The sequence below is a fragment of the Streptomyces sp. NPDC004435 genome, from assembly GCF_042873895.1.
Lineage (GTDB): Bacteria > Actinomycetota > Actinomycetes > Streptomycetales > Streptomycetaceae > Streptomyces.
In genome coordinates, this window is sequence record NZ_JBIAMB010000029.1 from 70,275 (window position 1) to 93,465 (window position 23,191).

General features: G+C 73.4%; 21 protein-coding genes. 12 read left to right on the top strand and 9 right to left on the bottom strand.

Annotated elements, in window-relative coordinates; all coding sequences use genetic code 11:
• Positions 1-18 precede the first annotated feature (18 nt).
• Positions 19-417 carry a molybdopterin-binding protein gene (locus tag ACFYT9_RS36085; RefSeq protein ID WP_387276715.1) on the top strand — a complete coding sequence of 133 codons (399 nt, stop codon included), beginning with the start codon at positions 19-21 and terminating at the stop codon, positions 415-417.
• A gap of 72 nt (positions 418-489) precedes the next feature.
• Here ACFYT9_RS36085 and ACFYT9_RS36090 read toward each other — a convergent pair whose 3' ends face one another.
• Entirely contained in the window at positions 490-2,016 is a 1,527-nt protein-coding gene (locus ACFYT9_RS36090) for a PucR family transcriptional regulator (protein WP_389170640.1), read from the bottom strand.
• A gap of 228 nt (positions 2,017-2,244) precedes the next feature.
• Here ACFYT9_RS36090 and ACFYT9_RS36095 point away from each other — a divergent pair, with 228 nt between their 5' ends.
• The 7 genes from ACFYT9_RS36095 (at position 2,245) to ACFYT9_RS36125 (ending at position 10,856) form a co-directional block, all read left to right on the top strand.
• A complete protein-coding gene (locus tag ACFYT9_RS36095) occupies positions 2,245-3,081 on the top strand; it encodes an FAD binding domain-containing protein (RefSeq protein ID WP_376595445.1) in 837 nt (278 codons plus the stop codon).
• Complete coding sequence (locus tag ACFYT9_RS36100) at positions 3,078-5,876, top strand: molybdopterin-dependent oxidoreductase (RefSeq protein WP_389170643.1); 2,799 nt, start codon at positions 3,078-3,080, stop codon at positions 5,874-5,876. The genes ACFYT9_RS36095 and ACFYT9_RS36100 overlap by 4 nt, the downstream gene beginning before the upstream one ends.
• A 132-nt stretch (positions 5,877-6,008) precedes the next feature.
• Entirely contained in the window at positions 6,009-6,536 is a 528-nt protein-coding gene (locus tag ACFYT9_RS36105) for a molybdopterin-dependent oxidoreductase (protein ID WP_389170646.1), read from the top strand.
• Between the two features lie 110 nt (positions 6,537-6,646).
• The gene (locus ACFYT9_RS36110) at positions 6,647-7,036 is read left to right on the top strand and encodes a molybdopterin-binding protein (RefSeq protein WP_376595448.1); all 390 of its coding nucleotides are present in this window, start codon (positions 6,647-6,649) and stop codon (positions 7,034-7,036) included.
• A 94-nt stretch (positions 7,037-7,130) separates the two neighbouring features.
• Positions 7,131-7,952: a molybdate ABC transporter substrate-binding protein gene (gene modA / locus ACFYT9_RS36115; protein ID WP_389170649.1), complete on the top strand. Its 822-nt coding sequence runs from the start codon at positions 7,131-7,133 to the stop codon at positions 7,950-7,952.
• A gap of 253 nt (positions 7,953-8,205) precedes the next feature.
• Complete coding sequence (locus ACFYT9_RS36120) at positions 8,206-10,140, top strand: ABC transporter permease (protein WP_389170652.1); 1,935 nt, start codon at positions 8,206-8,208, stop codon at positions 10,138-10,140.
• 17 nt (positions 10,141-10,157) lie between these two features.
• Positions 10,158-10,856 (top strand): pyridoxal 5'-phosphate synthase, encoded by a 699-nt coding sequence (locus tag ACFYT9_RS36125; protein WP_389170655.1) that lies wholly within the window; start codon positions 10,158-10,160, stop codon positions 10,854-10,856.
• A gap of 11 nt (positions 10,857-10,867) precedes the next feature.
• Here the strand turns inward: ACFYT9_RS36125 and ACFYT9_RS36130 are convergent, their stop codons facing one another.
• From ACFYT9_RS36130 to ACFYT9_RS36145, 4 genes are all read right to left on the bottom strand, one after another.
• Positions 10,868-11,287, bottom strand: a complete 420-nt coding sequence (locus ACFYT9_RS36130) for a molybdopterin-binding protein (RefSeq protein WP_389170658.1) — start codon at positions 11,285-11,287, stop codon at positions 10,868-10,870.
• A gap of 168 nt (positions 11,288-11,455) precedes the next feature.
• The gene (locus ACFYT9_RS36135) at positions 11,456-12,619 is read right to left on the bottom strand and encodes a Dyp-type peroxidase (RefSeq protein WP_389170660.1); all 1,164 of its coding nucleotides are present in this window, start codon (positions 12,617-12,619) and stop codon (positions 11,456-11,458) included.
• Positions 12,620-12,695: 76 nt separating this feature from the next.
• Complete coding sequence (locus ACFYT9_RS36140; RefSeq protein WP_389170663.1) at positions 12,696-13,331, bottom strand: molybdopterin-dependent oxidoreductase; 636 nt, start codon at positions 13,329-13,331, stop codon at positions 12,696-12,698.
• Positions 13,332-13,882: 551 nt separating this feature from the next.
• Entirely contained in the window at positions 13,883-14,455 is a 573-nt protein-coding gene (locus ACFYT9_RS36145; RefSeq protein WP_376595453.1) for a TetR/AcrR family transcriptional regulator, read from the bottom strand.
• Positions 14,456-14,566: 111 nt separating this feature from the next.
• Here ACFYT9_RS36145 and ACFYT9_RS36150 point away from each other — a divergent pair, with 111 nt between their 5' ends.
• From ACFYT9_RS36150 to ACFYT9_RS36165, 4 genes are all read left to right on the top strand, one after another.
• Positions 14,567-15,013 carry an anthrone oxygenase family protein gene (locus ACFYT9_RS36150; RefSeq protein WP_389170665.1) on the top strand — a complete coding sequence of 149 codons (447 nt, stop codon included), beginning with the start codon at positions 14,567-14,569 and terminating at the stop codon, positions 15,011-15,013.
• Between the two features lie 228 nt (positions 15,014-15,241).
• Positions 15,242-15,976, top strand: a complete 735-nt coding sequence (locus tag ACFYT9_RS36155) for a dienelactone hydrolase family protein (protein WP_389170668.1) — start codon at positions 15,242-15,244, stop codon at positions 15,974-15,976.
• 176 nt (positions 15,977-16,152) lie between these two features.
• Entirely contained in the window at positions 16,153-16,488 is a 336-nt protein-coding gene (locus ACFYT9_RS36160) for a YnfA family protein (protein ID WP_376595456.1), read from the top strand.
• A 239-nt stretch (positions 16,489-16,727) separates the two neighbouring features.
• Positions 16,728-18,566 carry an APC family permease gene (locus ACFYT9_RS36165; RefSeq protein ID WP_389170671.1) on the top strand — a complete coding sequence of 613 codons (1,839 nt, stop codon included), beginning with the start codon at positions 16,728-16,730 and terminating at the stop codon, positions 18,564-18,566.
• 58 nt (positions 18,567-18,624) lie between these two features.
• Here ACFYT9_RS36165 and ACFYT9_RS36170 read toward each other — a convergent pair whose 3' ends face one another.
• The 4 genes from ACFYT9_RS36170 to kdpB all read right to left on the bottom strand — a co-directional run bounded on the left by ACFYT9_RS36170 (position 18,625) and on the right by kdpB (position 22,843).
• A complete protein-coding gene (locus tag ACFYT9_RS36170) occupies positions 18,625-18,990 on the bottom strand; it encodes a GNAT family N-acetyltransferase (protein WP_389170674.1) in 366 nt (121 codons plus the stop codon).
• Positions 18,991-19,466: 476 nt separating this feature from the next.
• Positions 19,467-19,544 (bottom strand): 50S ribosomal protein bL37, encoded by a 78-nt coding sequence (locus ACFYT9_RS36175; protein ID WP_371413915.1) that lies wholly within the window; start codon positions 19,542-19,544, stop codon positions 19,467-19,469.
• A gap of 14 nt (positions 19,545-19,558) precedes the next feature.
• Positions 19,559-20,368: an SDR family NAD(P)-dependent oxidoreductase gene (locus ACFYT9_RS36180; RefSeq protein ID WP_389170676.1), complete on the bottom strand. Its 810-nt coding sequence runs from the start codon at positions 20,366-20,368 to the stop codon at positions 19,559-19,561.
• Positions 20,369-20,647: 279 nt separating this feature from the next.
• Positions 20,648-22,843: a potassium-transporting ATPase subunit KdpB gene (kdpB, locus tag ACFYT9_RS36185; protein ID WP_389170679.1), complete on the bottom strand. Its 2,196-nt coding sequence runs from the start codon at positions 22,841-22,843 to the stop codon at positions 20,648-20,650.
• Positions 22,844-23,191 lie beyond the last annotated feature (348 nt).

A 23,191-nucleotide genomic window follows, 5' to 3' on the forward strand; every position in this document is an offset into this window, starting at 1 on the left:
GTGGCCTACAGTGCGGATGTGCCGACGTACAGCATGGGGCAGGCCGCGCAGCTGCTCGGAGTGAGTTCGGAGACCGTACGCCGGTGGGCGGACGGGGGCAGGCTGGCCATGACGCGCGACGGGGCCGGCCGGCGGGTGATCGAGGGGGTGGCCCTGGCCGCCTTCGCGCAGGAGCGCGGGGCCGGGCTGCACGCCGTGCCGGAGGACGACGTGCCGACGTCGGTGCGGAACTCCTTCGTGGGGATCGTCACCGGTGTGCGCGTCGACGAGGTGGCCGCGCAGGTGGAGGTGCAGTCGGGGCCGCACCGGCTGGTGTCCCTGGTGACCCGTGAGGCCGTCGAGGAGCTGGCGCTCGACGTCGGCGTCACGGTGACGGCCCGGGTCAAGTCGACCAGCGTCCACATCGACCTGCCCTGAGCGCCCCGGCGTCAGCGGTTCAGTGCCCTGAGCGCCCCGGCGTCAGCGGCTCAGTGCTCTGAGCCCCCGGCTTCAGCGGCTCAGGAGCGCGGCGCGCAGGTCCACCCGGTCGTCGAGGCGGGACAGGTCGCGGCCGGTGAGGCTCTCGATGCGTTCGACGCGGTAGTGCACCGTGTTGATGTGGACGTGGAGGGCTTCGGCGGTCCGGGTCCAGGAGCAGTCGTGGGCCAGAAAGACCTCCAGGGTCTCCAGGAGCATCGCGCCCGACCCCCGGCCGGCCCTCGTCAGGGGGCCCAGGACGTTCTCGCGGTAGACCTCGCGCACGGACGCGGGGACGCCGGCGAGGAGCATGGCCAGCCCGCCGAGATCGCGCAGCCGGGCGACCCGCGGTGACGCCGGAGCCTCGGTGCGGGCCCCGGCGAGGGCGTAGCGGGCCTGCGCCAGACCGGTGTGCAGGGCGGACGCGTCGACCGGGTCGCTCAGGCCGAGGTGCCAGGTGCTCCCCGGCCGGCAGGACTGGATCGACCGCGCTATCTCGCGCAGCTGTTCGGCCACGGCCTCCGCCGTGTCCCCCTCGCTCGCGAGGACGGCCGTCGCCGCGTCGTCCTCGCCCACGGCGACGGCGAACGCCGCTGACGGCAGGTGCCGGAACGCCTCGGTGAGCGCGGCGACGCCGTCGGCGCCCGCGTTCCCGTTCGGTTCGAGAGCCGCGGCGACGACCGTGTAGGCGGGCCGGCTGTCCAGCCCGCAGGAGGCCAGGGCGCGCCGGAGGCGGCCGGTGTCGGCGCGCGGCGTGGCGACGGCCTCCAGCAGCCGGGTGGCGGCGGGGCCGCGTTCGGCCTGGTTCCTGTCCTCGCGGCGCCGGTGGCGTCCCAGGAGTCCGGCTATCTCCTGGAGCACCCTCGGCGGGACCTGGCCCTCCTCGGGCAGGTGGAGGTACCAGGTGTCGAAGTCGGTGCCCTCGGCGTCGATCCGCAGCGTGGTGCCCTGTGTGCCGGCCAGCGCCGCCATGGCCTCCGGCGCGGGCAGCCCGGCGGCGTCGCCGGTGCGGGCGACGGTCCGGCCCGCGGCGGTGAGGAGGTGGCAGGCGGGCGTGCCGAGGTGGGCGAAGGCCCGGTCGAGGAGTTCGCCGACGGTCGCGCCGTGCTCCAGGGCGTGGTCGAGGTCCAGCCGGACGTTCTCCGGCAGGGCATGGTGGGCGGGATGGCGGTTGAGCTCGCCCCACTGCCGCAGGTAGACGGCTTCGGTGATGGCCCGGAAGCTGGTGTGCGGGGGCACGGCGATCAACGGGACCCGGTGTCTGCGGCACGCGTCGGCGAGTTCACCGGGGACGTGTCCATGGGTCTCCTCACCGGCCAGGAGCGCCACGGCTCCCGCCTGGCGCAGGGCGGAGACGAAGCGGTCGGTCCTGGCCGCCGCGCCCTCACGGCTCCACCAGACGAGCCCGCTCAGGACGACCTCGCCCGGCTGGAGGAAGCGCGCCGGGTCCTCCAGGTCGGTGGCGGTGACCCCGGCGATCTCGTGGCCGAGCAGCGCCTCGTCGCCCCAGACGAGGGAGAGGTCCAGGCGGTCGAGTCGGAGGAGGTGGTCGACGTGCATGCGGTGCTCCTTGCGCGGTCGCGGGTCGGACCCGCGCTTTCACATTCACCAGGCGGATGCGAGTCGTTGCATCGTAAATGCCCAGGCCGAAGCGGAAAACAGCTCCTGGTTGATCGTCCAGGGAGGAAGCCGGTCCGATGGATGTTTTCCGGGTTCCCGTCCAGTCGTGCCGGAAGTCCCCGCCGGGCTTCACTGGCCTGAAGGCACCGGTCGGGAGGCAGGGGTGGGATGGATCTGAACACGATCGCGGACGTGAGGGACGCGCGGCTGCGCGAACCCTGGCGGCCCGGGGACGCGTGGCTGGGCGGCGGGACGTACCTGTTCTCCGAGCCCCAGCCGCACCTGCGGCGGCTGGTCGATCTGAGCCGGATGGGCTGGGAGCCGCTCACGCGGTACCCGGACGGCTCGCTGGAGATCGCGGCGACCTGCACGATCACGCAGCTGTCGCGCCACGGCAGACGGTTCCTCGACGCCCCCGCCGCCCCGCTGTTCGAGCAGTGCTGCCGGGCGTTCCTCGCCTCGTTCAAGATCTGGAACATGGCGACCGTCGGCGGGAACCTGTGCAACGGCCTCCCCGCCGGCCCGATGATCTCGCTGACCGCCGCCCTCGACGGCACCTGCCTCCTCCTGGCCCAGGACGGCTCGACCCGCGAGGTCAAGGTGGCCGATTTCATCCGGGGCGCGGGCGTGAAGGACCTCGCGGAGGGCGAGCTGCTGCGCTCGATCACGCTCCCCGGAAGGGCCCTGGGGTGCCGTACGGCCTTCCGGCAGGCGTCGCTGTACGGACTCGGCCGGTCCGGTGCCCTGGTGATCGGGGCGCTGGACCCCGTGGACGGATCGCTGGCGGTGACGGTCACCGCCGCCACCACCCGCCCGTTCCGCTTCTGGTTCCCGCTGCCGCCGACCGCCGGGCAGCTCCGGGCGGCCGTCGACTCCGCCGTGGAGCCCGGCGCATGGTTCGACGACATCCACGGACTGCCCGAGTGGCGCAGGCACATGGCCCTGCGCCTCGCCGAGGAGGTCCGCCGCGAGCTGACCACCACCCCTGGGGAAGGTGCCCGATGAGCTTCGACATCCAGGTCAACGGCCGGCCGTTCGACACCGAGCCGCGGGCCGGCCAGTGCCTGCGCACCTACCTCCGTGAGCGCGGCTGGTTCGGCGTGAAGAAGGGCTGCGACGCGGGCGACTGCGGCGCCTGCACCGTCCACGTCGACGGCCAGCCCGTGCACAGCTGCGTCTACCCGGCCGTGCGGGCGGAAGGGCGGGAGGTGACCACCGTGGAGGGCCTCGCCTCCCCGGACGGCGAACTCCACCCCGTCCAGCAGAAGTTCCTGGACGCCCAGGGCTACCAGTGCGGCATGTGCACGGCCGGCTTCCTGATGACGACGGCCGCCCTGGAGGCCGAGCGCGGCACCCCGCACGACGACGGCAAGCTGGACGACCTGCCCCGGGCGTTCAAGGGCAACATCTGCCGCTGCACCGGCTACCGGGCGATCGAGGACGCCGTCCGGGGCGTGAAGCACGTGGAACGCCCCTGCGCCGGGAAGGCCGTGGGCCGCAACGTCGGCGCCCCGGCCGGCCCGCAGGTCGTGACCGGCACGGCCCGCTACACCTTCGACGTCGAGGTCCCGGGCCTGCTCCACATGAAGCTGCTGCGCTCGCCGCACCCGCACGCCCGGATCGTCGCCATCGACACCTCGGCCGCGCTCCGCGTCCCCGGCGTGGTCGCCGTCCTCACCCACGAGGACGCCCCGGCGACGCTGTACTCCTCCGCCCGCCACGAGCACCCCACCGAGGACCCCGACGACACCCGGGTCCTCGACGACGTGGTGCGGTACGTCGGACAGCGGGTCGCGGCCGTCGTCGCCGACAGCGAGCAGGCGGCCGAGGAGGGCTGCCGCAGGATCGACGTCACGTACGAGGAACTGCCCCACGTCACCGACCCCGAGGAGGCGATGCGCCCCGGCGCCCCCGTGATCCACGCCGGAAAGGGGCCGGAAGTGCGGATCGCCCGGGTCGAGAACAACGTGGCGGGGGAGGTCCACGGCGAGATCGGCTCCGTCGAGGACGGCTTCGCGGAGGCCGACGTCGTGTACGAGGAGACCTTCCGCACCCAGCGGGTGCAGCACGCGAGCCTGGAGACCCACGGCTGCGTCGCGTACTTCGAGCCCAAGGAGGACGGCACGGGAGAACGCCTGACCGTACGCTCCTCCACCCAGACGCCGTTCCTCACCCGGCGGGCCCTCTGCGCGCTGTACGGCCTGCCGGAGGACGAGGTGCGGGTGGTCGCGGGCCGGGTCGGCGGCGGGTTCGGCGGCAAGCAGGAGATGCTGACCGAGGACATCGTGACGCTCGCCGCGCTGAAGCTGCGCCGGCCGGTGAAACTGGAGTACACCCGGGCCGAGCAGTTCTACGGGGCGACCACCCGGCACCCCTTCACCATCGGGATCAAGGTGGGGGCGCGCGCCGACGGAACCCTCACCGCCGTACAGATGCGGGTGGTGTCGAACACCGGCGCGTACGGCAACCACGGCCCCGCGGTGATGTTCCACAGCGTCGGGGAGTCCTTCGCCGTCTACCGCGCCCCGCACAAGAAGGTCGACGCCTACTCCGTCTACACCAACGTCGTCCCGGCCGGCGCCTTCCGGGGCTACGGCCTCGGCCAGGTCACCTTCGCCGTCGAGTCCGTCATGGACGAGCTCGCCCGCCGGCTCGGCATGGACCCCCTCGTCCTCCGGGAGAAGAACATCATCGGCCCCGGGGACGCCATGCACAGCCCGATCGGCGAGGAGGAGGACCTGTTCATCGCCTCCTACGGGCTCGACCAGTGCCTCACCGTCGTACGGAACGCGCTCGCCGAGGACCGCAGCGCCGAGGACGCGCCGGAAGGCTGGCTGGTCGGGCAGGGCACCGCCATGGCGATGATCGCCACCGGCCCGCCCGGCGGCCACTACGCCGACGCCCGCGTCTCACTGCTGGAGGACGGGACGTACGACATCGCCGTCGGCACCGCCGAGTTCGGCAACGGCACCACCACCGTCCACAAGCAGATCACCGCCGGCGCCCTCAACACCACCGAGGACCGGCTCACCGTCCGCCAGTCCGACACCGACGTCGTCCGCCACGACACCGGCGCCTTCGGCTCCGCCGGCACCGTCGTCGCCGGCAAGGCCGTCCTCCTCGCCGCGACGTCCCTGGCGGAACGGCTCCGCACCCTCGCCGCCCGGCACAGCGGCGTCGCCCGGCACCTGTGCGTGCTCGGCGCCGAGTCCGTCGACTGCGCCGGGCGGCTCGTCACCCTCAAGGAGCTGTACGAGGCGGGGCACACCCTCGGGGCGGCGGAGGAGCTGGCGGCCGACGGGCACTGGGGCGGCTCGCCGCGCTCGGTGGCCTTCAACGCCCAGTGGTTCCGCCTCGCCGTGGACCCCGGCTCGGGCGAGATCCGCATCCTGCGCAGCGTCCACTCGGCCGACGCCGGCAAGGTCATGAACCCGATGCAGTGCCGGGGCCAGGTCGAGGGCGGAGTCGCGCAGGCCCTCGGCGCCACGCTCTTCGAGACCGTCCGCGTCGACGAACGGGGCGAGGTGACGACGGCCGCGTTCCGGCGCTACCGGCTTCCCCAGTACGCGGACGTGCCCCGTACCGAGGTCCACTTCACCGAGACGTCCGACGCGATCGGCCCGCTCGGCGCCAAGTCGATGAGCGAGAGCCCCTTCAACCCCGTCGCCCCCGCCTTCGCCAACGCCCTGCGGGACGCCACGGGCATCCGCTTCACCGAACTGCCCGTCACGCGGGACCGCGTCTGGCTCGCCCTCCACAGGCAGCCGGGCGCCGTCGGCGGAGAGTCCAGGCGAATGTGAGATGCCGACTCGTATCAACCTCACAGATGCACGGCAAAGACCGTGACAAGCATGGCAAGCACGGTTCGGCGGCCTGCCGGTCGGGTATTCGTTCGCGCAGCCGCCGCACCGACCGCCGTGAGGGGACCGACGATGAGCCGACCGAACACCGCACCCCACCCGCCCCACCCCCTGCCGACCGCCGCGCCCGCAGCCGCGCGCGCCGGAACCTTCGCCCTGTGGGGAGACGTGGCCCACCCCGTCACGCTCACCGTCGCCGACCTGCGCCAGGGGTGGCGGGAGCACCGGGCCGAGGTCGTCTTCGACTGCGCGACCGCCGGACCGCAGCGCCACGTCTTCGCCGGGCCCCTGCTGCGCGACGTCGTCACCGTGGCGCGGCCCCGTTTCGACCCGGCGCGGCGCAAGGAGCGCTCCCGCTTCCTGCTCGCCGTGCGCGGCGGCGACGGGCACCACACGGTCCTGTCGTGGGCGGAGATCGACGCCGACTTCGGCGACGCCCCCGTGCTGCTGGCCACCCGCATGGACGACCAGGACCTCGACGCGGCCGGCACCCAGCTCGTCGTCCCGTCCGACCGCTGCGGCGCCCGGTACGTCAGCGCCGTGACCGGGATCTGGATCGGTGCGCACCAGCTCGCCGGAGCCGTTCCGTCCGAGGCGTGAGACCACCGGGCTGTCGCTCTGGTGGCTTCCTCCAGCCCGTCCCTCATCCGCGATGGAGAGTCCCACGATGATGTTGCAGATGAGATCGAAGACGGCCTACCGTGACGCATATGCAGTCCTACACCATCGGGCAGGCCGCGCGACTTCTGGGCGTCAGCCCCGACACGGCACGACGCTGGGCCGACGCCGGGCGGGTCGCGACCCACCGCGACGAGAGCGGCCGGCGCGTCATCGACGGCAAGTCGCTCGCCGCGTTCTCCGTGGAGCTCGCGCAGGCGGACGACGAGGACGCCTCGTACACCTCGGCGCGCAACGCGTTCCCGGGGATCGTCACGGCGATCAAGCTCGGCGACATCGCGGCCCAGGTCACCATCCAGGCCGGTCCGCACCGCCTGGTCTCCCTCCTCACCCGTGAGGCCGTGGAGGAGCTGGGACTGGAAGTCGGCATGCAGGCCACCGCCCGCGTGAAGTCGACCAGCGTGCACATCGACCGCACCTGACCACCCCTCACGCAGTACGCACCGCACACCTCGGCCGTCGGCGCGGCCGGCCTGTTCCCCTTCTTCCGTTCCTCTTCAAGGAGTTCCGACCCCCATGTCCCTCACCCTCACCAGACGCCGTACCGCCGCCGCCGTGCTCACCGCCGCCCTCCTCGTCCCGCTGGCGGCCTGTTCCAGCGACACCAAGAGCGACGCCGCCAAGAAGGACAGCGGCAACTCCACCGCCTCCGGTTCCGCGAGCGCCGTGCCCCAGGCGAACCTGACGGTCCTCGCGGCCGCCTCCCTGACCGACGTCTTCAAGACGGCCGGCGCCGCGTACGAGAAGGCCCACCCGGGCACGAAGATCACCTTCTCGTTCTCCGGCTCTCAGGAGCTCGTCGCCCAGGTCTCGCAGGGCTCGCCCGCCGACGTCCTGGTCACCGCCGACACCAAGAGCATGGACAAGGTGAAGGCCGACACGGGCACCCCCGCGATCATCGCGAAGAACCGGCTCGTCATCGCCACCGGCGAGGGCAACCCCTTCAAGGTCGACGACCTCAAGGACCTGGCCGACACCAAGCTGAAGGTCGTCCTGGCCGCGCCCGAGGTGCCCGCGGGCAAGTACAGCAAGCAGGTCCTCGACAAGCAGGGTGTCGTGGTGAAGCCGGTCTCCCAGGAGCCCAGCGTCCGCGCCGTGCTCAGCAAGGTCGAGCTGGGCGAGGCCGACGCCGGCCTGGTCTACAAGACCGACGCCGCGAGCGCCGCAGACAAGGTCGACGCCGTCGAGATCCCCGACGGTCAGAACGCGATCGCGCAGTACCCGGCCGCCACGCTCAAGGACTCGAAGAACGCCGAGGCCGCCGCCGCGTTCGTCGCCTGGCTGTCCTCGCCCGAGGGGCAGAAGATCCTCCAGGACGCCGGCTTCCAGAAGCCGTGACCGTCCGCGGCGCGGGCTTCCAGGAGCCGTGACCGTCCGCGGCGCGGGCTTCCAGGAGCCGTGACCGTCCGGGGCGCGGGCTTCCAGAAGCCGTAGCCGTCCGGGGCGCGGGCTTCCGGGAGCCGTAGCCCTCCGGGGCTGGGGCTTCCAGAAGCCCCAGCCGCCCGGGGCTCATCCAGATCGGGAGGGGCTGTCCGCATCGGGGGACCGGACAGCCCCTCCGCACCACGTCCTCACCTCTCCGGGATCTTCGATGAAACGAGCAGGCGCACGAACCTCGGGTACGCGCCCGCCCCTCGCCCTGGCTCTGCCCGCGCTCGCCGCGGTGGCCTTCCTGGCCCTCCCGCTGATCGGCATCCTCGTCCGTACGGAGTGGAGCGAGCTCGCCGCGCACCTCCGCTCGCCCGGCACCGTCCAGGCGCTGAAGCTGTCGCTGCTCGTCTCCTTCTGGGCGCTCGGCCTGTCCCTGCTGCTGGGCGTGCCGCTGGCCTGGCTGCTCGCCCGGGTGTCGTTCCCCGGCAAGGCGATCGTCCGCTCGCTCGTCCTGCTCCCCATGGTCCTGCCGCCCACCGTCGGCGGCGTCGCCCTGCTCCTCGCCTTCGGCCGCCGCGGACTCCTCGGCCCCTGGCTGGAGTCCACCTTCGGCATCACCCTGCCGTTCCACACCTCCGGCGCCGTCCTGGCGGCGACCTTCGTCGCCATGCCCTTCCTCGTCATCAGCCTGGAGGGCGCGCTCGGCGGCCTGCGGCCCCGGTACGAGGAGACCGCCGCCTCGCTCGGCGCCTCACCGGTCCGGGTCTTCTTCACCGTCACCCTGCCCATGGTGGCCCCCGGCGTCCTCGCCGGCGCGGCGCTCACCTGGGCGCGGGCGCTCGGCGAGTTCGGAGCGACCATCACCTTCGCCGGCAACCTGCCCGGCACCACCCAGACCCTGCCGCTCCAGGTCTACCTGCTCCTCCAGGAAGAGCCCGAGGCCGCCACGTCGGTCTCGCTGCTCCTCCTCGCCATCGCCATGGGCGTGCTCATCGCCCTGCGCGGCCGCTGGACCGGCACCCCCGTCGACCGCCCCCGCCACGACGGGCCCGCGCCGGACACGGACGCCGTGCCCGCCGAGCCGGCGCCCGGCCCCGACCTGCCCGCTCCGTCCACCGGACGCTGGGCCCTGCACGCCGACGTCACCGGCTTCACCAGCCTCACCCTCGACGCGGACCCCGGCACCACCATCGCCGTCGTCGGCCCCAACGGGGCGGGGAAGACGACCCTCCTGCGCGCCCTGCTCGGGCTCACCCCCCGCGCCCACGCCTACCTCCGGCTCGGCGACACGGACGTCACCGCGCTGCCCCCGCACCGCCGCCGGGTGGCCTGGGTCCCCCAGGACGGCGCCCTCTTCCCGCACCTCTCGGCCCTCGCCAACACCGCGTACGGGCTCCGCGCCCAGGGCGTCCCGCGTGCCGAGGCCCGCCGTGAGGCGCAGGCGTGGCTCGACCGGCTCGGAGTCGGCCACCTGGGGCACCGGAAGCCGGCGCAGCTCTCGGGCGGTCAGGCCCAGCGCGTGGCCCTGGCCCGCGCGCTCGCCGCCAGCCCCCGGCTGCTGGTCCTCGACGAACCGCTCGCCGCGCTCGACCAGACGACCCGCGCGCACGTGCGGCACACCCTGCGCGCCCACCTCGCCGGCTTCGGCGGTGTCTGCCTCATCGTCACCCACGACCCGGTGGAGGCGGTCTCGCTGGCGGACCGCGTCCTCGTCCTCCAGGACGGCCGCGCCCTCCAGGACGCCAGCCCCACCGAGGTCACCCGCCACCCGCGCTCGCCCTGGGTGGCCCGGATGCTCGGCCGCAACGCCTGGCCCGGCACCGCCACCGCCGACGGCCTCGACCTCTCCGGCGGCGGAATCCTCGTCGCGGCCGAACCCCCGCCGCCCGGCACCCCGGCCCTCGCGATCGTCGCGCCCGAGGCGGTGTCCCTGCACCGCGAGAAGCCCGCGGGCAGCCCGCGCAACGTCTGGCCCGGCACCGTACGCGAGATCACCACCAGCGGCAGCCGCCTGCGGGTCCTGGTGACCTCCGCCGAGGCCCCCGACCTCGTCGCCGAGATCACCCCGCAGGCCGCCGCCGAACTCGGCCTCGCCGACGGAGTGTCCGTCTGGACCAGCGTCAAGGCGACCGAGACGACCGTCGTCCCGCTCTGAGACCCCGGGAGAACCTCATGCCGGAGAACGCGATGCCGGAGAACCACCTGCCGGAGAAAGGGTCCTCGGCCGTACGCGACTGGCTGCGCGGCATCGAGGTCTTCGCCCGCCCGCTGCCCGGGTTCGACCCGGATACGGCACCGGCCGAACCCTCGGCCCTGTTCCTGGACTGGCTGGCGGAAGCGGTGGAGGCAGGCGTCCCCGACCCGCACGCCATGACCCTGTCCACCGTCGACGAGGCCGGGGACCCCGACGCCCGCGTCCTCATCCTCAAGAACGCGGACGTCTCCGGCTTCCAGTTCGCGACGCACACCGCCGGCCCGAAGGGCGGACAGCTCGCGGCGGTGCCACGAGCCGCGCTCACCTTCTACTGGGCCGAGCTCGGCCGTCAGGTCCGCGTCCGGGGCGCGGTGACGCCCGACAGCCGGGAGCGTTCGGCCGCCGACTTCCTCGCCCGCGGGGCGACCGCGAGGGCGGAGGCCCTCCTGGGCCGGCAGAGCCGCTACCTCACCGACCCCGAAGCGGGCGCCCGCGCCCTGCACGAGAGCCTGGCCCGGGTCGAGGCCGCCCCGGACCTCGTCGACCCGGCGTGGACGCTCTTCACCGTGGTCCCCGACGTCGTCGAGTTCTGGCAGGCGGCTGCCGACCGCGCCCATGTCCGCCTGCGCTACGAGCGCGAGCCGTCCGGGTGGCGGCGGCACCGCCTCTGGCCCTGAACCCTGCGGGATCAGCCGGCGGAGAGCGAGATCTCCGTGGACTTGATCAGGGCGACGACGGAGCTGCCGGCGGCCAGGCCGAGGTCCTCCACGGCGTCCTTGGTGATCGCGGCCGTGAGCTCGCCGCCCTCGACGGAGACCTTCACGGAGCCCATGGCGCCGCCGGTCGCGACCTCGGTGACGGAGCCCGGGAGCTGGTTGCGGATGGACAGGCCCTCGACCGGAGCGGTGGCGAGGGCGACCTCGGTGGACTTCACCAGCGCCTTGACGGCGGTCCCCGCTGAGAGGCCGAGGTCCTTGACGGCGTCGGCGGTGATCGCGGCGGTGATGTCCTGGCCGCCGGCCAGGCGGACCCTCACCGAGGCCATGGCCTCGCCGGTGGTGACGGCGGTGACGGTACCGGGGAGCTGGTTACGGATGGACAGGGTCATGGAACACGCCTCACAGAGCTGGAACGCGCACAAGTCACTGCTGTGACCTGCTTCTTTCTCGCGACGCTAGCGGAACGGGAGCCGCGCGAGGCGCCCCCCGTCTCATCCACCAGCCGAACGGACGCACCAGGCTTGCTCCTTCGACGCACGAACCGGAAGCGCCGCTCGTCACCCGTCCAGCAGGGACTGGGCGACGAACCCGCCGGGGCTCACGCCTCCGGGGACGGCGAACACCGCCGACGCCTCGTGCACCAGGTACCGCGAGAGCGCGTCGCCCCGCGCCAACCGGCGCTGTACGGGCACGAAGGCGGTGCGCGGGTCCCGCTGCCAGGCCGTGAAGAGGAGGCCGGCGTCCGGGGTGCCGTCCGGCCGTACGCCGTCGTGGTACGACCAGCTGCGACGGAACAGCGCGGCGTCGCCGTTCGCGGCCGTGGCGGCGAGGCGGACATGGGCGTTTGCGGCGATGACCGGTACGCCGTCGGGACGGACCGCGGCCAGGTCGACGGGGGTCCGTTCGGTGCCGCCGGTCAGCGGGGCCCCGTCGGCCGCGCGTCGCCCCAGGGCCTGCTCGCGGTGGTCCGGGGGCAGGGTGTCCCAGTGGTCCAGGAGCATGCGGATGCGGCGCACCACCACGTACGAGCCGCCCACGAGCCACGGCGGGACGCCGGGCCCGGCGGGGATCAGGGCGTCGCGCGGGTCGGGGGCGGCGGTGCCGTCGATCTGGCCCATGAGGTTGCGCCGGCCGTCGGCGGCGGTGAACCCGGCCATCGTCCAGCGCAGCCGGGCCTCGCCGTGGGCGAGGCGCTGGAGGGTGCGCAGGACGTGGACGGTGACGAGGGCGTCGTCGGAGCAGATCTGGACCAGGAGGTGCCCGTCGCAGCGCCCGGGGTCAAGCGCGTCGCCGGGGAAGGCGGGGAGGGCGGTGAGGGCTTCCGGCCTGGCGTCCGTGAGGCCCGGCCGGTTGAAGAAGCCGGGGCCGAGGCCGAGGACGAGGGTGAGCCCGGCCGGGTCGGTGCCGGTGAGGACGCCGGTCTCGGCCGCTGTCGACCCGGGAGGTTCGTTCCTCGGATCGGGTGCCTCGCCCCGGGTCAGCCGCTCGGCCGCGGCCGTCCAGCGCAGCATCAGCGCCGCCGCCCGGCCCCGGTCGGTGGCGGGCCGGAGGTCGAACGCGGCGAGGCGCACGTGCCGCCGGCGGGGCGTCAGGACGCCCGACTGGTGCGGGCCGTGGAACGGAACTGCGGTCGGGGCGGTGGGGCCGCTGCCGCCGCCCCGGAGGGCCGCGGCGGCTCCGCCGGCGACGAGCGCGGCGCCGGCGGCCGTACCGAACAGCACCCGGCGCGAGACCCCATCGCGACATGACGGTTCGTCATGGGGCGGGCGGTCCCCGGCGGATCGGTCCGGGCCGGATTCAGCCACCGGCACGCGCGGATCCGGGGGTGCCGTCGACGAGCGGGTCCACGGTGCCGACCCAGAGCTGGTTCAGCTCGGAGACGTACCGGCCCCCGCGGGTGTCCTGCGGGACGACCAGGCGCGGCCCCTCCGCCGCCTCGAACGGCTTGCCGTCCTCCGAGACCGCGAGCAGCACGCGGGACCTGGCGAACCCGGGGTCGAGCTCGGCCCAGCCGAAGACGGCCCGGTAGTCGCCGCCCCCGGTCGCCGCGACGATGCCGCGCAGCTGCCCGTTCTTCCTCGACGTGTCGAAGCGCGGCTGCGCGTCCTTGAGCACGTCGTGCAGCAGGACGCCCTGGTACGTGTGCTTCTGGCGGCCCTTGGCGCTGGTGTACTCGACCCGCACGGACACCTGGGGCCGGGACCGCAGGTCGCCGAGGGTCAGGGTGTACGGCTTGTCGACCTCGCCCGCGATCCGCACCTCGCCGGGGGCGAGCGGGGCCACGGACGCGGTCGGGGCGGAGGGCGAGGCCGTGCTCGGGGAGGCGGTCGGCGCGGCTTCCTGCGGGGACGTGCCCTCGGAGCAGCCGGCGAGCACCGAGACGGCCAGGCCGGCGCCTATGACGTGTACGGCCCATGGCGCGCGAAGATGCATGACGAGACGTCCTCCCCACAGGTGCCTCTGCGTCACAGATGCGCCCTGTCGCGGTCGATCAGGCTGGTGAATGCACGCTGAAAGATATCGACCGGCTGGCAGATGTCACGTCCGAACCGAAGGATTCTGGGCATCCTCCACACGGGGTCCGCCCGCATCGGAGGAAGTGACAGCGCCGAAGGGCGGGGCCGGACCGCATCCACGAGACGCTTTCTAAAACTCACCTGGCAGATGTGGCCCGGAAGGGGCCATCAGCCTCTTGGATGATCGACCGTACCGGCGCTGCGCGGAAGGGCGGATTTCTGTGGCGGGATCCAATCGCGTCGGCGGGCCGGAAGCTGCTTGACTGGCTTGCGCCGGCGCCGAGGTGGAGGAAGTGGCTCTCGCCACCCTCGGCCGGTCGGCCGGAAGGGCCCTGCGCGTTGTTCGCGGTGTTCTGCGCGCAGGGGTCCTTCGCCTCCCTCTCTCTGTCGTCCGCGCCACGCCTGACCGGCACCGGCACCGGCACCGGCATCGGCACCCGGTCCCGCGGTCTCCGGGGAGGGTCCGCGTCACGCGAGCCGGTCGACCAGCAGCTCCGCTCTCCGTCCGGCGTCCGCGGCCGGCAGCCGTCCGGCGCGCGTCAGGGTCGCCAGGCCGTGCAGGGACGCCCAGAACAGCTCGGTGAACAGGCCCGGTTCGACGCCGTCCCCGGCGACGTCGGTCAACGTCTCCAGGAGGGCCGCGAAGCCTTCCTTCAGGGGCTGCGGAGTGTCCTCGTGCGCGAACGGCAGGCCGCCGTCGAGCTGGAACATGGCGTCGTAGACCGCCGGGTTGCGCTCGGCGAAGTCGAGATAGGCGCGGGTCAGGGCGGTCACCCGGGCGCGCGGCCCTTCCGCGGCGGAGGTCGCCGCCCGCAGGGACGCGGCCAGTTCGGCGGCACCCTCCAGGGCGACGGCGCCGATGATCTCGCGCTTGCCGCGGAAGTGGCTGTAGAGGACGGGCTGGCTGTACTCGATCCGCTCGGCGAGCCGGCGGGTGGTGACCGCCTCCCAGCCCTGCTGCTCGGCGAGTTCGCGGGCCGTCGCGACGATGAGACGTTCGCGGACCGCCCGTTCGCGCTCTTTGCGTTCCTGTACCGACATGATGCGACTCTAGCACCGCTAGACAATCGAGCGATAGCAGCGCTAGCGTTGACCCATCACCTAGCGCCACTAGATGTCGTGGGTGTCATCCGATTCGAGGAGGGGCAAGCCATGCTCGACGTACTGGAGATCGCCACCACCGTGACCGTCGGCCTGATGGTGGGAGTGGAGCTCTCCGTCGCCTTCGTCATGAACCCGATCTTCTCCGCCCTCCCCGAGGACAGCGGCCAGCAGGCCCGGAGCCACGGCGGCCGGATGCTCGGCGCCGCCATGCCGGTCTGGTACATCGGCTCGCTCGTCCTCGTCGCCGTCTGGGCCGTCGCCGGCCGGGGCCACGACGGCGTCGGACTCGTCGTCACCGCGGGCGCGTTGCTGCTCGTCAGCGTCGTCATGTCGATCCTGCTGCTCGTCCCCATCAACAACCGTGGCAAGACGTGGACCCCCGAGAACCGGCCCGAGGACTGGAAGGAGCAGACGAAGCGCTGGGACCGCTACCACTACATCCGCGTCGCCGTCATCGTCGCCGCCTTCACCCTGCTGGTCACCGCCCTCGCCTGACGGTCCGGGCGCGATGGCATCGGATCATGCCGGTGGGCTAGGCTCCCCGGCATGAATACCGGGACGGCCTTGCGCCACACACGGATCGGTGACCCGGTGCTCCGCTGAGCGCCGAACGGGCCGTCAAGGGCCCGCAGTTCGAGCGAGGACGCCGCGCCACCGCGCGATCCCCGCCTCCGTCGTGTCGATCACCGAACGCACCCATCGACCACGACAGGAGACACGCACATGCCCCTCAAGACGTTACGGATCCCCACCGCGGACGGTCACGCCGACGCGTTCGCCGCCCTCCCCGACGACGGTGCCCGGCACCCGGGGGTGCTGATGTACACGGACGGCTTCGGCATCCGGCCGGTGCTGCGGGAACTGGCCCGCGAACTGGCCGGGCACGGGTACTACGTCCTCGTCCCCCACCTCTTCCACCGGCACGGCCCCGCACCGGTCGTCGAACTCCCCGCGTACATCGGTGAAGAGGCCAGGGCCGAGATCTTCGCCCGGCTGATGCCCCTGATCGAGGCGCACACCGCCGAGCGCGCGCGGAGCGACGCCGACGCCTACCTCCGGTTCCTCACCGAGCAGCCCGAGGTCGCCTCGGGTCCGGTCGCGGTGACCGGGTACTGCATCGGCGGCCTCCTGGCGATGCGGACCGCCGCCGCGCACCCCGGCCGGGTGGCCGCCGTCGCCGCGTTCCACGGCCCGGTGGGCGCCGACGGGCCCGGCCTCTTCGCCGGGCTCACCGCCCGGGTCCACCTCGGCCACGCCGAGAGCGACCTGACGCCCGAGGCGCTCGGCGCACTCAACCGGACCCTGGACGGGGCGGGTGTCTCCTACACCTCCGAGATCTATCCCGGCACCGTCCACGGCTTCACCATGTCCGACACCGACGCCTACAGCGCCACCGGGCTCAAACGCCATTGGGACCGCCTGCTGCCGCTCCTGAGCGACACCCTGTCCCGCGACTGAGCCCCCGCTCCACGGCCACGGCCCCGGCCCGCGCCGGAAGCCGGCCCGCCGGTGACCTTCCGGCCATCGGCGCCCGGCGGCTGCCGGTCGTCCCCTCGGCGGGGGCGCTCGACCTGTGCGCCGGGCCGAGGGGCTACCGTGCGAGGGCACCCGCTCCCGAACGAGGAAGTCCCACCGTGCTCGTCGCCCGCTCCGTCGCCCTCTTCGTCGTCGCCGCCCTGTTCGAGATCGGGGGTGCCTGGCTCGTCTGGCAGGGCCTGCGCGAGCACAAGGGCTGGGTCTGGATCGGCGCCGGTGTGATCGCCCTCGGTCTCTACGGGGTGGTCGCCACCTTCCAGAGCGACGACAACTTCGGCCGCATCCTCGCCGCGTACGGCGGAGTCTTCGTCGCCGGCTCGATCGCCTGGGGCATGGTCGCCGACGGCTACCGCCCCGACCGCTTCGACGTCATCGGCGCCCTGATCTGCCTCGCCGGAATGGCCGTCATCATGTACGCCCCGCGCGGCCACTGACGGGCGCCCCCGGGCGGTGCGGCCCGCCGATGAGCCGGTCGGCGGGCATTCATGGGCCGACCCGGTCAAGGAAGGGCAAAGGAGCCCTCGAAGCGCACGCCCGCGGCCGGTTCTCGCCCCTCGGCGTCAAGGAGGTGTGAAGAGACGGGCGCCGGACGCCAAGAACCCGACAGGAGCGGCGGGGAGTCGGCCGGAAGGGGCACACCCTGAGCGGACCTGAGTACGAAGGAGAAACCCGCATGTCCGCTCTGACCACCGAGAACGGTGTCGCGCCCGCCGTCGAGGAGCCTCCGGATCCCGGGGCGCGGCACAAGCTGACGGCCGTCACCGGACTGGCCGCGCTGTCGCTCGACGCCATGGCGTCGGTGGCGTACGGCCCCGAGGCGATCGTCCTGGTCCTGGCGGCGGCCGGCGGATACGGGCTCGGCTTCACCCTCCCGGTCACGCTGGCCATCGCGGGCCTGCTGGCCGTGCTGGTCGCCTCGTACCGCCAGGTCATCGCCGCCTTCCCGGACGGCGGAGGCTCGTACGCCGTCGCCAAGGCGCACCTGGGACGGCGCACCAGCCTGGTGGCCGCCGCCTCCCTCGTCCTCGACTACGTCCTGAACGTCGCCGTCGCCGTGACCGCCGGCGTCGCCGCGCTCACCTCGGCCTTCCCCGAGCTGTACGGCGACCGGCTGGTCGTCTGCCTGGCGGTCCTCGTCCTCGTCACCGCGGTCAACCTGCGGGGCATCGTCGACTCGGCCCGCGCGTTCATCGCACCGACCGCCGTCTTCATCGCGGCGATCCTCACGCTCATCGTCGTCGGCCTCTTCCGCGACGCCCCCGTCTCCACCGCCGCGTCCGCCGGCCACGCCTCCGTCCTCGCCGACGACGCGACCACGGTCGGCGCCCTGCTCCTGCTGAAGGCGTTCGCCTCCGGCTGCTCCGCCCTCACCGGCGTCGAGGCCATCGCCAACGCGGTGCCGTCGTTCCGCAGGCCGGCCGCCCGGCGGGCGATGCGCGCCGAGGTCGCCCTCGGCGGTCTGCTCGGCGTGATGCTGATCGGCCTGTCGGTGCTGATCTCCCGCTTCGGGCTCCAGCCCGTCGAGGGCGTCACCGTCCTCGCCCAGCTCGCGGACGCCTCCCTGGGTCACAACTGGGCCTTCTACGTCGTCCAGTTCGCCACCATGGTGCTGCTCGCGCTCTCCGCCAACACCTCCTTCGGCGGCCTGCCCGTCCTGCTCAAGCTGCTGGCCCGGGACAACTACCTGCCGCACGTCTTCGGGCTCAAGGCCGACCGGCAGGTGCACCGCCACGGCGTCGTCTGGCTCGCCGTGGTCTCCGCCGCCCTGCTGCTCTTCTCCGGCGGCGACACCAACACCCTCGTCCCGCTCTTCGCCATCGGGGTCTTCGTCGGCTTCACCCTCGCGCAGACCGGCATGGTCCTGCACTGGCGGCGCGAACGCGGACCCAGGTGGCTCCCGAAGGCCGTCCTCAACGGGCTGGGCGCCGTCCTCACCGGCGTCTCCGCGATCGTCGTCACGGCCACCAAATTCCATGACGGCGCCTGGCTGATCGTGATCGCCCTCCCCGCCCTCGTCCTCGCCTTCGAGGCCGTCCATCGTGCATACGCCCGCATCGGCGAGCGCCTGGGCGTCGGCAGGATCCCGGAGCCGCCGCACCGCGAGCGCTCCCTCGTCCTGGTGCCCGTCTCCTCGCTGACCCGGCTCACCAGCGAGGCCCTGACCGCCGCCGTGTCCCTCGGCGACGAGGTCCGCGCGGTCACCGTCTGCCACCCCGACGCCGAGGACCTGGCGGCCACCGAGGCCCTGGAGCGCGACTGGGCGCTGTGGAACCCGGGCGTCCCGCTCGTACGGCTCCCCTCCGAGCGCCGCTCCCTCGGCCGGCCCATCACCGCGTACGTCCGCGAGCTGGGGACGAGCGAGCCGGACACCCGGGTCACCGTCCTCATCCCGGAGACCGAGCCGGAGCGGCTGTGGCAGCGGCTGCTGCAGAACCAGCGGGGTGCGGTCGTCGCCCACGCCGTCCGCCGCGACACCGACGCGGTCGTCTGCCGGCTGCGTTTCCGCTGCTGACCCGCCGCCGCCCCTGAGCCGCCGGGCCGCCCCAGGGCGCCCCGGCGGCTCAGGCGGCTCAGGCCGCTCGGGCCAGGCCGGCCGTGGGGAGGGCGGCTCCGGTGGCGTAGTGGACGTACTCGTGGGCCAGCCGGAAGCCGGCGGTCCAGGCGAGGAGACGGCTCGGGCGGTTGTCGCGGGAGCAGCTCCAGCTCGCCCGGTGGCCGCGGGCAAGGATGTCGGCGGTCAGGCCGGTGACGCAGGCCAGGGCGAGATGCCGGCGGCGTTCGTCGGGCGCGGTGGCGCAGGCGACGTCCTCGTAACGGCTGCCGAGGAAGCGGGTGCAGGCGACGGCGAGCACCCGGTCGCGGCGGAAGGCGGCCCAGGCGGCGCCGGAGGCGGCGAGGGCTGCGGGGCCGCCCCAGGTGGAGTGGATCCACGCCATGGAGGGGTCGGTCGCCGCGAGCGCGGGGGGTCGCCGGGGACGAGCCTGCGGACGGTCACGCCCCGGGGGACGCGGGGTGCGACGGCCTCGGCCCGGTGCACGTACAGCATCCGCTCCCACGGCACGAGCTGCTCGAAGGCGGTGCCGAGGGCGGGCAGGAAGCGGTCGGGGGTGTCGACGTAGTGCCGGGCGAGCGGGGCCAGCTCCGCCGGGGTGACGGCGGTCGGGTCGCCGGCGAGGAGGGCGTGATCGCCGCAGGAGACCGCCACCACACGGGGCCGGTCGGACCGGTCGGTCCACCAGTGTCCGTGGCCGGTGGCGAGGACGTGCTCGGCCAGCGCGGCGGTGCCGGGGGCGCCGGAGGGGAACGCGCGGGCGGAGGCGGGCGGCTGGTGGGGCGGGTGCGGGATCACGGGACCTCCTGGTGCGGGGGAGAAGGGGAAAGGGGGCGGCCCGGTGCGGGCCGCCCCCTCGGTTCAGCGCTGTCCGGCCCTGCGGCCGTGGTTCGCCTTCTTCTTGCGGCGGGCCTTCTTCTTGCGGGCGCGCTTCGACATGTCCGGTGTCCCCTTCAGGCGTTCTGGCCGACGAGCAGGTCGGCGAGCTTGGTGAGGCGCTTCACGGTCCGCTCCTCCATCGCGACCGGAGCCGGGGCGACGCGGTGCTCGCGGTCGTAGTAGGCGCCGTTGACGATCTCGGTCGCCGGGTCGCAGAGCCGTACGACGTGCGAGGCGCCCTCGGCCGGCTCGACGCCCTCGTGGGCGTAGAGGGGGAGGAGGCTGGTGACGCAGGCCCCCGGGTGGACGGAGACGGCGGTGACCCGCGGGTCGGCGGCGAAGACGGTGAGCGCGAGCTGCGACTGGGCGTAGGCGGCGAGGCGCGAGTAGCGGCGGATCCGGTTGGGGTCGTTCCACTGGATGGAGCCGGTGCGGTGCAGCGAGGAGGACACGTTGACGACGCGTCCGCCCGTGCCGCCGGTGAGCGCGGGCTCCAGGAGGTGCGTCAGCAGGTAGTGGGCGAGGAAGTTGACCTGGAAGGCGATCTCGTTGCCGTCGGCCGTGACCGTGTGCCGCTCGGGCGCGGCCATGCCCGCGTTGTTGACGAGGACGTCGATGCGCGGGTGCTCGGCCAGGACCGCGTGGGCGAGGCGTTCCACCTCCTCCAGCCGGGTGAAGTCGGCGCCGAAGGAGCGGAGTCGGCCGGCGTCGATCCCGGCGAGGGTCACGAGCCGGTCGGTGGCGGCGAGTGCCTCCTCGGCGGTGCGGCCGTGGACGAGGACGGTGGCGCCGCGCTCGGCGAGCTGCCGGGCGGTCTGGTGGCCGATGCCGGAGGTGGCACCGGTCACCAGGACGGTACGGGAGGAAAGGTCGGATACGGACATGAAAGGGTCAGTCCCTCAGGGATGAAAGGTGTACGGGTACGGAGAAGGGGCGCCGGACAGGAAGTGTCACGACGCCCCGGGACGATGCGGAGGTACGTCAGCCGAGGGCGGACGTCTCCGGACAGCGGGGCTCACGACGGGGCGCCCGATGGGGCGGCCGGTCGAGCAGGAGCCACGCGCTGTTCATGTGCTCCATGCAACCCGTACGGGAGGCCCCGGACAAGACGGAAGCCGTTTCCCTGACGCCCCCCTGACGAGCATTCACCCGGGGCGGGGTCCTCATCCGAGGCCGGGAAGGGTGGAGACGATCAGGTCGATGACCTTGATGCCGACGAAGGGCAGGACGAGCCCGCCGAGGCCGTACACGAGCAGGTTGCGGCGCAGCAGGTCGTGCGCGGACGCGGGCCGGTGGCGGACACCGCGCAGCGCCAGCGGGATCAGCGCCACGATGATCAGGGCGTTGAAGATGATCGCCGAGGTGATGGCCGACGTCGGGCTGTGCAGCCCCATGATGTTCAGCGCTTCGAGGCCCGGGTACGCGCCCGTGAACATCGCGGGGATGATCGCGAAGTACTTGGCGACGTCGTTCGTGATCGAGAAGGTGGTCAGGGCGCCCCGGGTGATGAGGAGCTGCTTGCCGATCTCGACGATCTCGATGAGCTTGGTCGGGTTGGAGTCGAGGTCGACCATGTTGCCGGCCTCCTTCGCGGCCGACGTGCCGGTGCTCATCGCCACGCCGACGTCCGCCTGCGCGAGCGCGGGAGCGTCGTTCGTGCCGTCACCGGTCATCGCGACCAGCTTCCCGCCCTCCTGCTCCTGCCGGATGAGGGCGAGCTTGTCCTCCGGGGTCGCCTCGGCGAGGTAGTCGTCGACTCCGGCCTCCCGGGCGATCGCCTTCGCGGTCAGCGGGTTGTCGCCGGTGACCATGACGGTACGGATGCCCATCCGGCGCAGCTCGGCGAACCGCTCCCGGATGCCGTCCTTCACCACGTCCTTGAGGTGCACGATGCCGAGGACGCGCGGACCGTCCCAGTCGTGGACGGCCACCAGGAGCGGGGTGCCTCCGGCCGCCGCGATCCGGTCGCTCCACGCGCGGGCCTCGTCCGGCACCCTCCCGCCGTACATCTCCACCCAGGCGATCACCTGCGCCGTGGCGCCCTTGCGGATGTGCTGCGCTGAGCCGTTGCCCCAGCGCAGGTCGATGCCGCTCATCCGGGTCTGCGCGCTGAACTCGACGAACCGGGCGTTCGGCAACTCGCCCTCGGCCGGGGCCCGCAGGCCGAACCGTTCCTTCGCGAGCACCACCACGGACCGGCCCTCGGGGGTCTCGTCGGCGAGCGACGCCAGCTGGGCGGCGTTGGCGAGCTGCGTCTCCTCGATTCCGGGCAGCGGCACGAAGCCGGCGGCCTCGCGGTTGCCGAGGGTGATGGTGCCGGTCTTGTCGAGGAGGAGGGTGGTGATGTCGCCGGCCGCCTCGACCGCGCGCCCCGACATGGCGAGGACGTTGCGCTGGACGAGCCGGTCCATGCCGGCGATGCCGATCGCGGAGAGCAGCGCGCCGATCGTCGTCGGGATCAGGGTCACGAGGAGGGCGACGAGGACGGTGGTGGACGGGGCGGCGCCGGCGTACGCGGCCATGGGCTGGATCGCGACGACCACCAGGACGAAGACGACGGTGAGCGCGGCGAGGAGGATGTTCAGCGCGATCTCGTTCGGCGTCTTCTGCCGCGAGGCCCCCTCGACCAGGGCGATCATCCGGTCCATGAAGGAGTGACCGGGGCGGGAGGTGACCCGTACGACGATCCGGTCCGACAGCACCGTCGTGCCGCCCGTCACTCCCGACCGGTCGCCGCCCGACTCGCGGACGACCGGCGCGGACTCGCCCGTGACGGCCGACTCGTCGACCGCGGCGACCCCGTCGACGACGTCGCCGTCGGCCGGGATCAGCTCGCCGGCCTCGACGAGGACGAAGTCGAAGAGCGCGAGGTCGGTCGCGGCGACCGCCTCCGTCTCCGCCCGGTCGAGGTCGGTGCCGTACCGCCAATGCCTCAGCCGCAGCGCCACCGTCTCCGTGCGCGCCCTGCGGAGCGACTCGGCCTGCGCCTTGCCGCGGCCCTCCGCCACGGCCTCCGCGAGGTTGGCGAAGATCACCGTCAGCCAGAGCCAGACGCTGATGACCCAGGTGAACACGGACGGGTTGCAGACCGCCGACAGCGTCGTGAGCACCGAGCCGACCCCGACGACGAACAGCACCGGATTGCGCACGAGGGCCCGCGGGTGCAGCTTGCGCACGGCCTCCGGGAAGCACTTCAGGAGCTGTACGGGGTCGAGCAGCCCGCTCCTCCCGGACCGCCGCCGCTGTGCGGCGTGCGACGCGTGCGGGGGGTGGGCCGGCGGACCGGGCGCGTGCGGGGCGAGCGGGGCGGTCGGCGTCGGCGGACCGGAGGGCGCCTGCTGAGGCGCGCGGGAATGCATCGCGGAAGACCTTCTGGATGGGCCCGTCCGCGCCCGATCGGCGCGGGCCGGGGGTGCACGGCAGGACCGTCCTCGTCCGCGGCCCGCGGACGCGCGGGGGATCCCCGCGGCGCCCGCGGAACGGCTGCGGACGGACAGCGACGCTCGCGGTGCGGGGCGCGGCGGCCGGATGGGAGTGGCTGCCGCGCCCCGCGGTCCGGGACGGTCAGGCCACTGACGTCCGCGGCCCGGTGAGCGACCGAGAAGAAACGTAGGCCCCCGGCGCGGCCGAAGGGGCACCGGAGAGCCCGAATTGACGGCACCCTGACGGGGGTCGGGAGGGTGCCGTCAAAGGCCCGTCAAATCGGC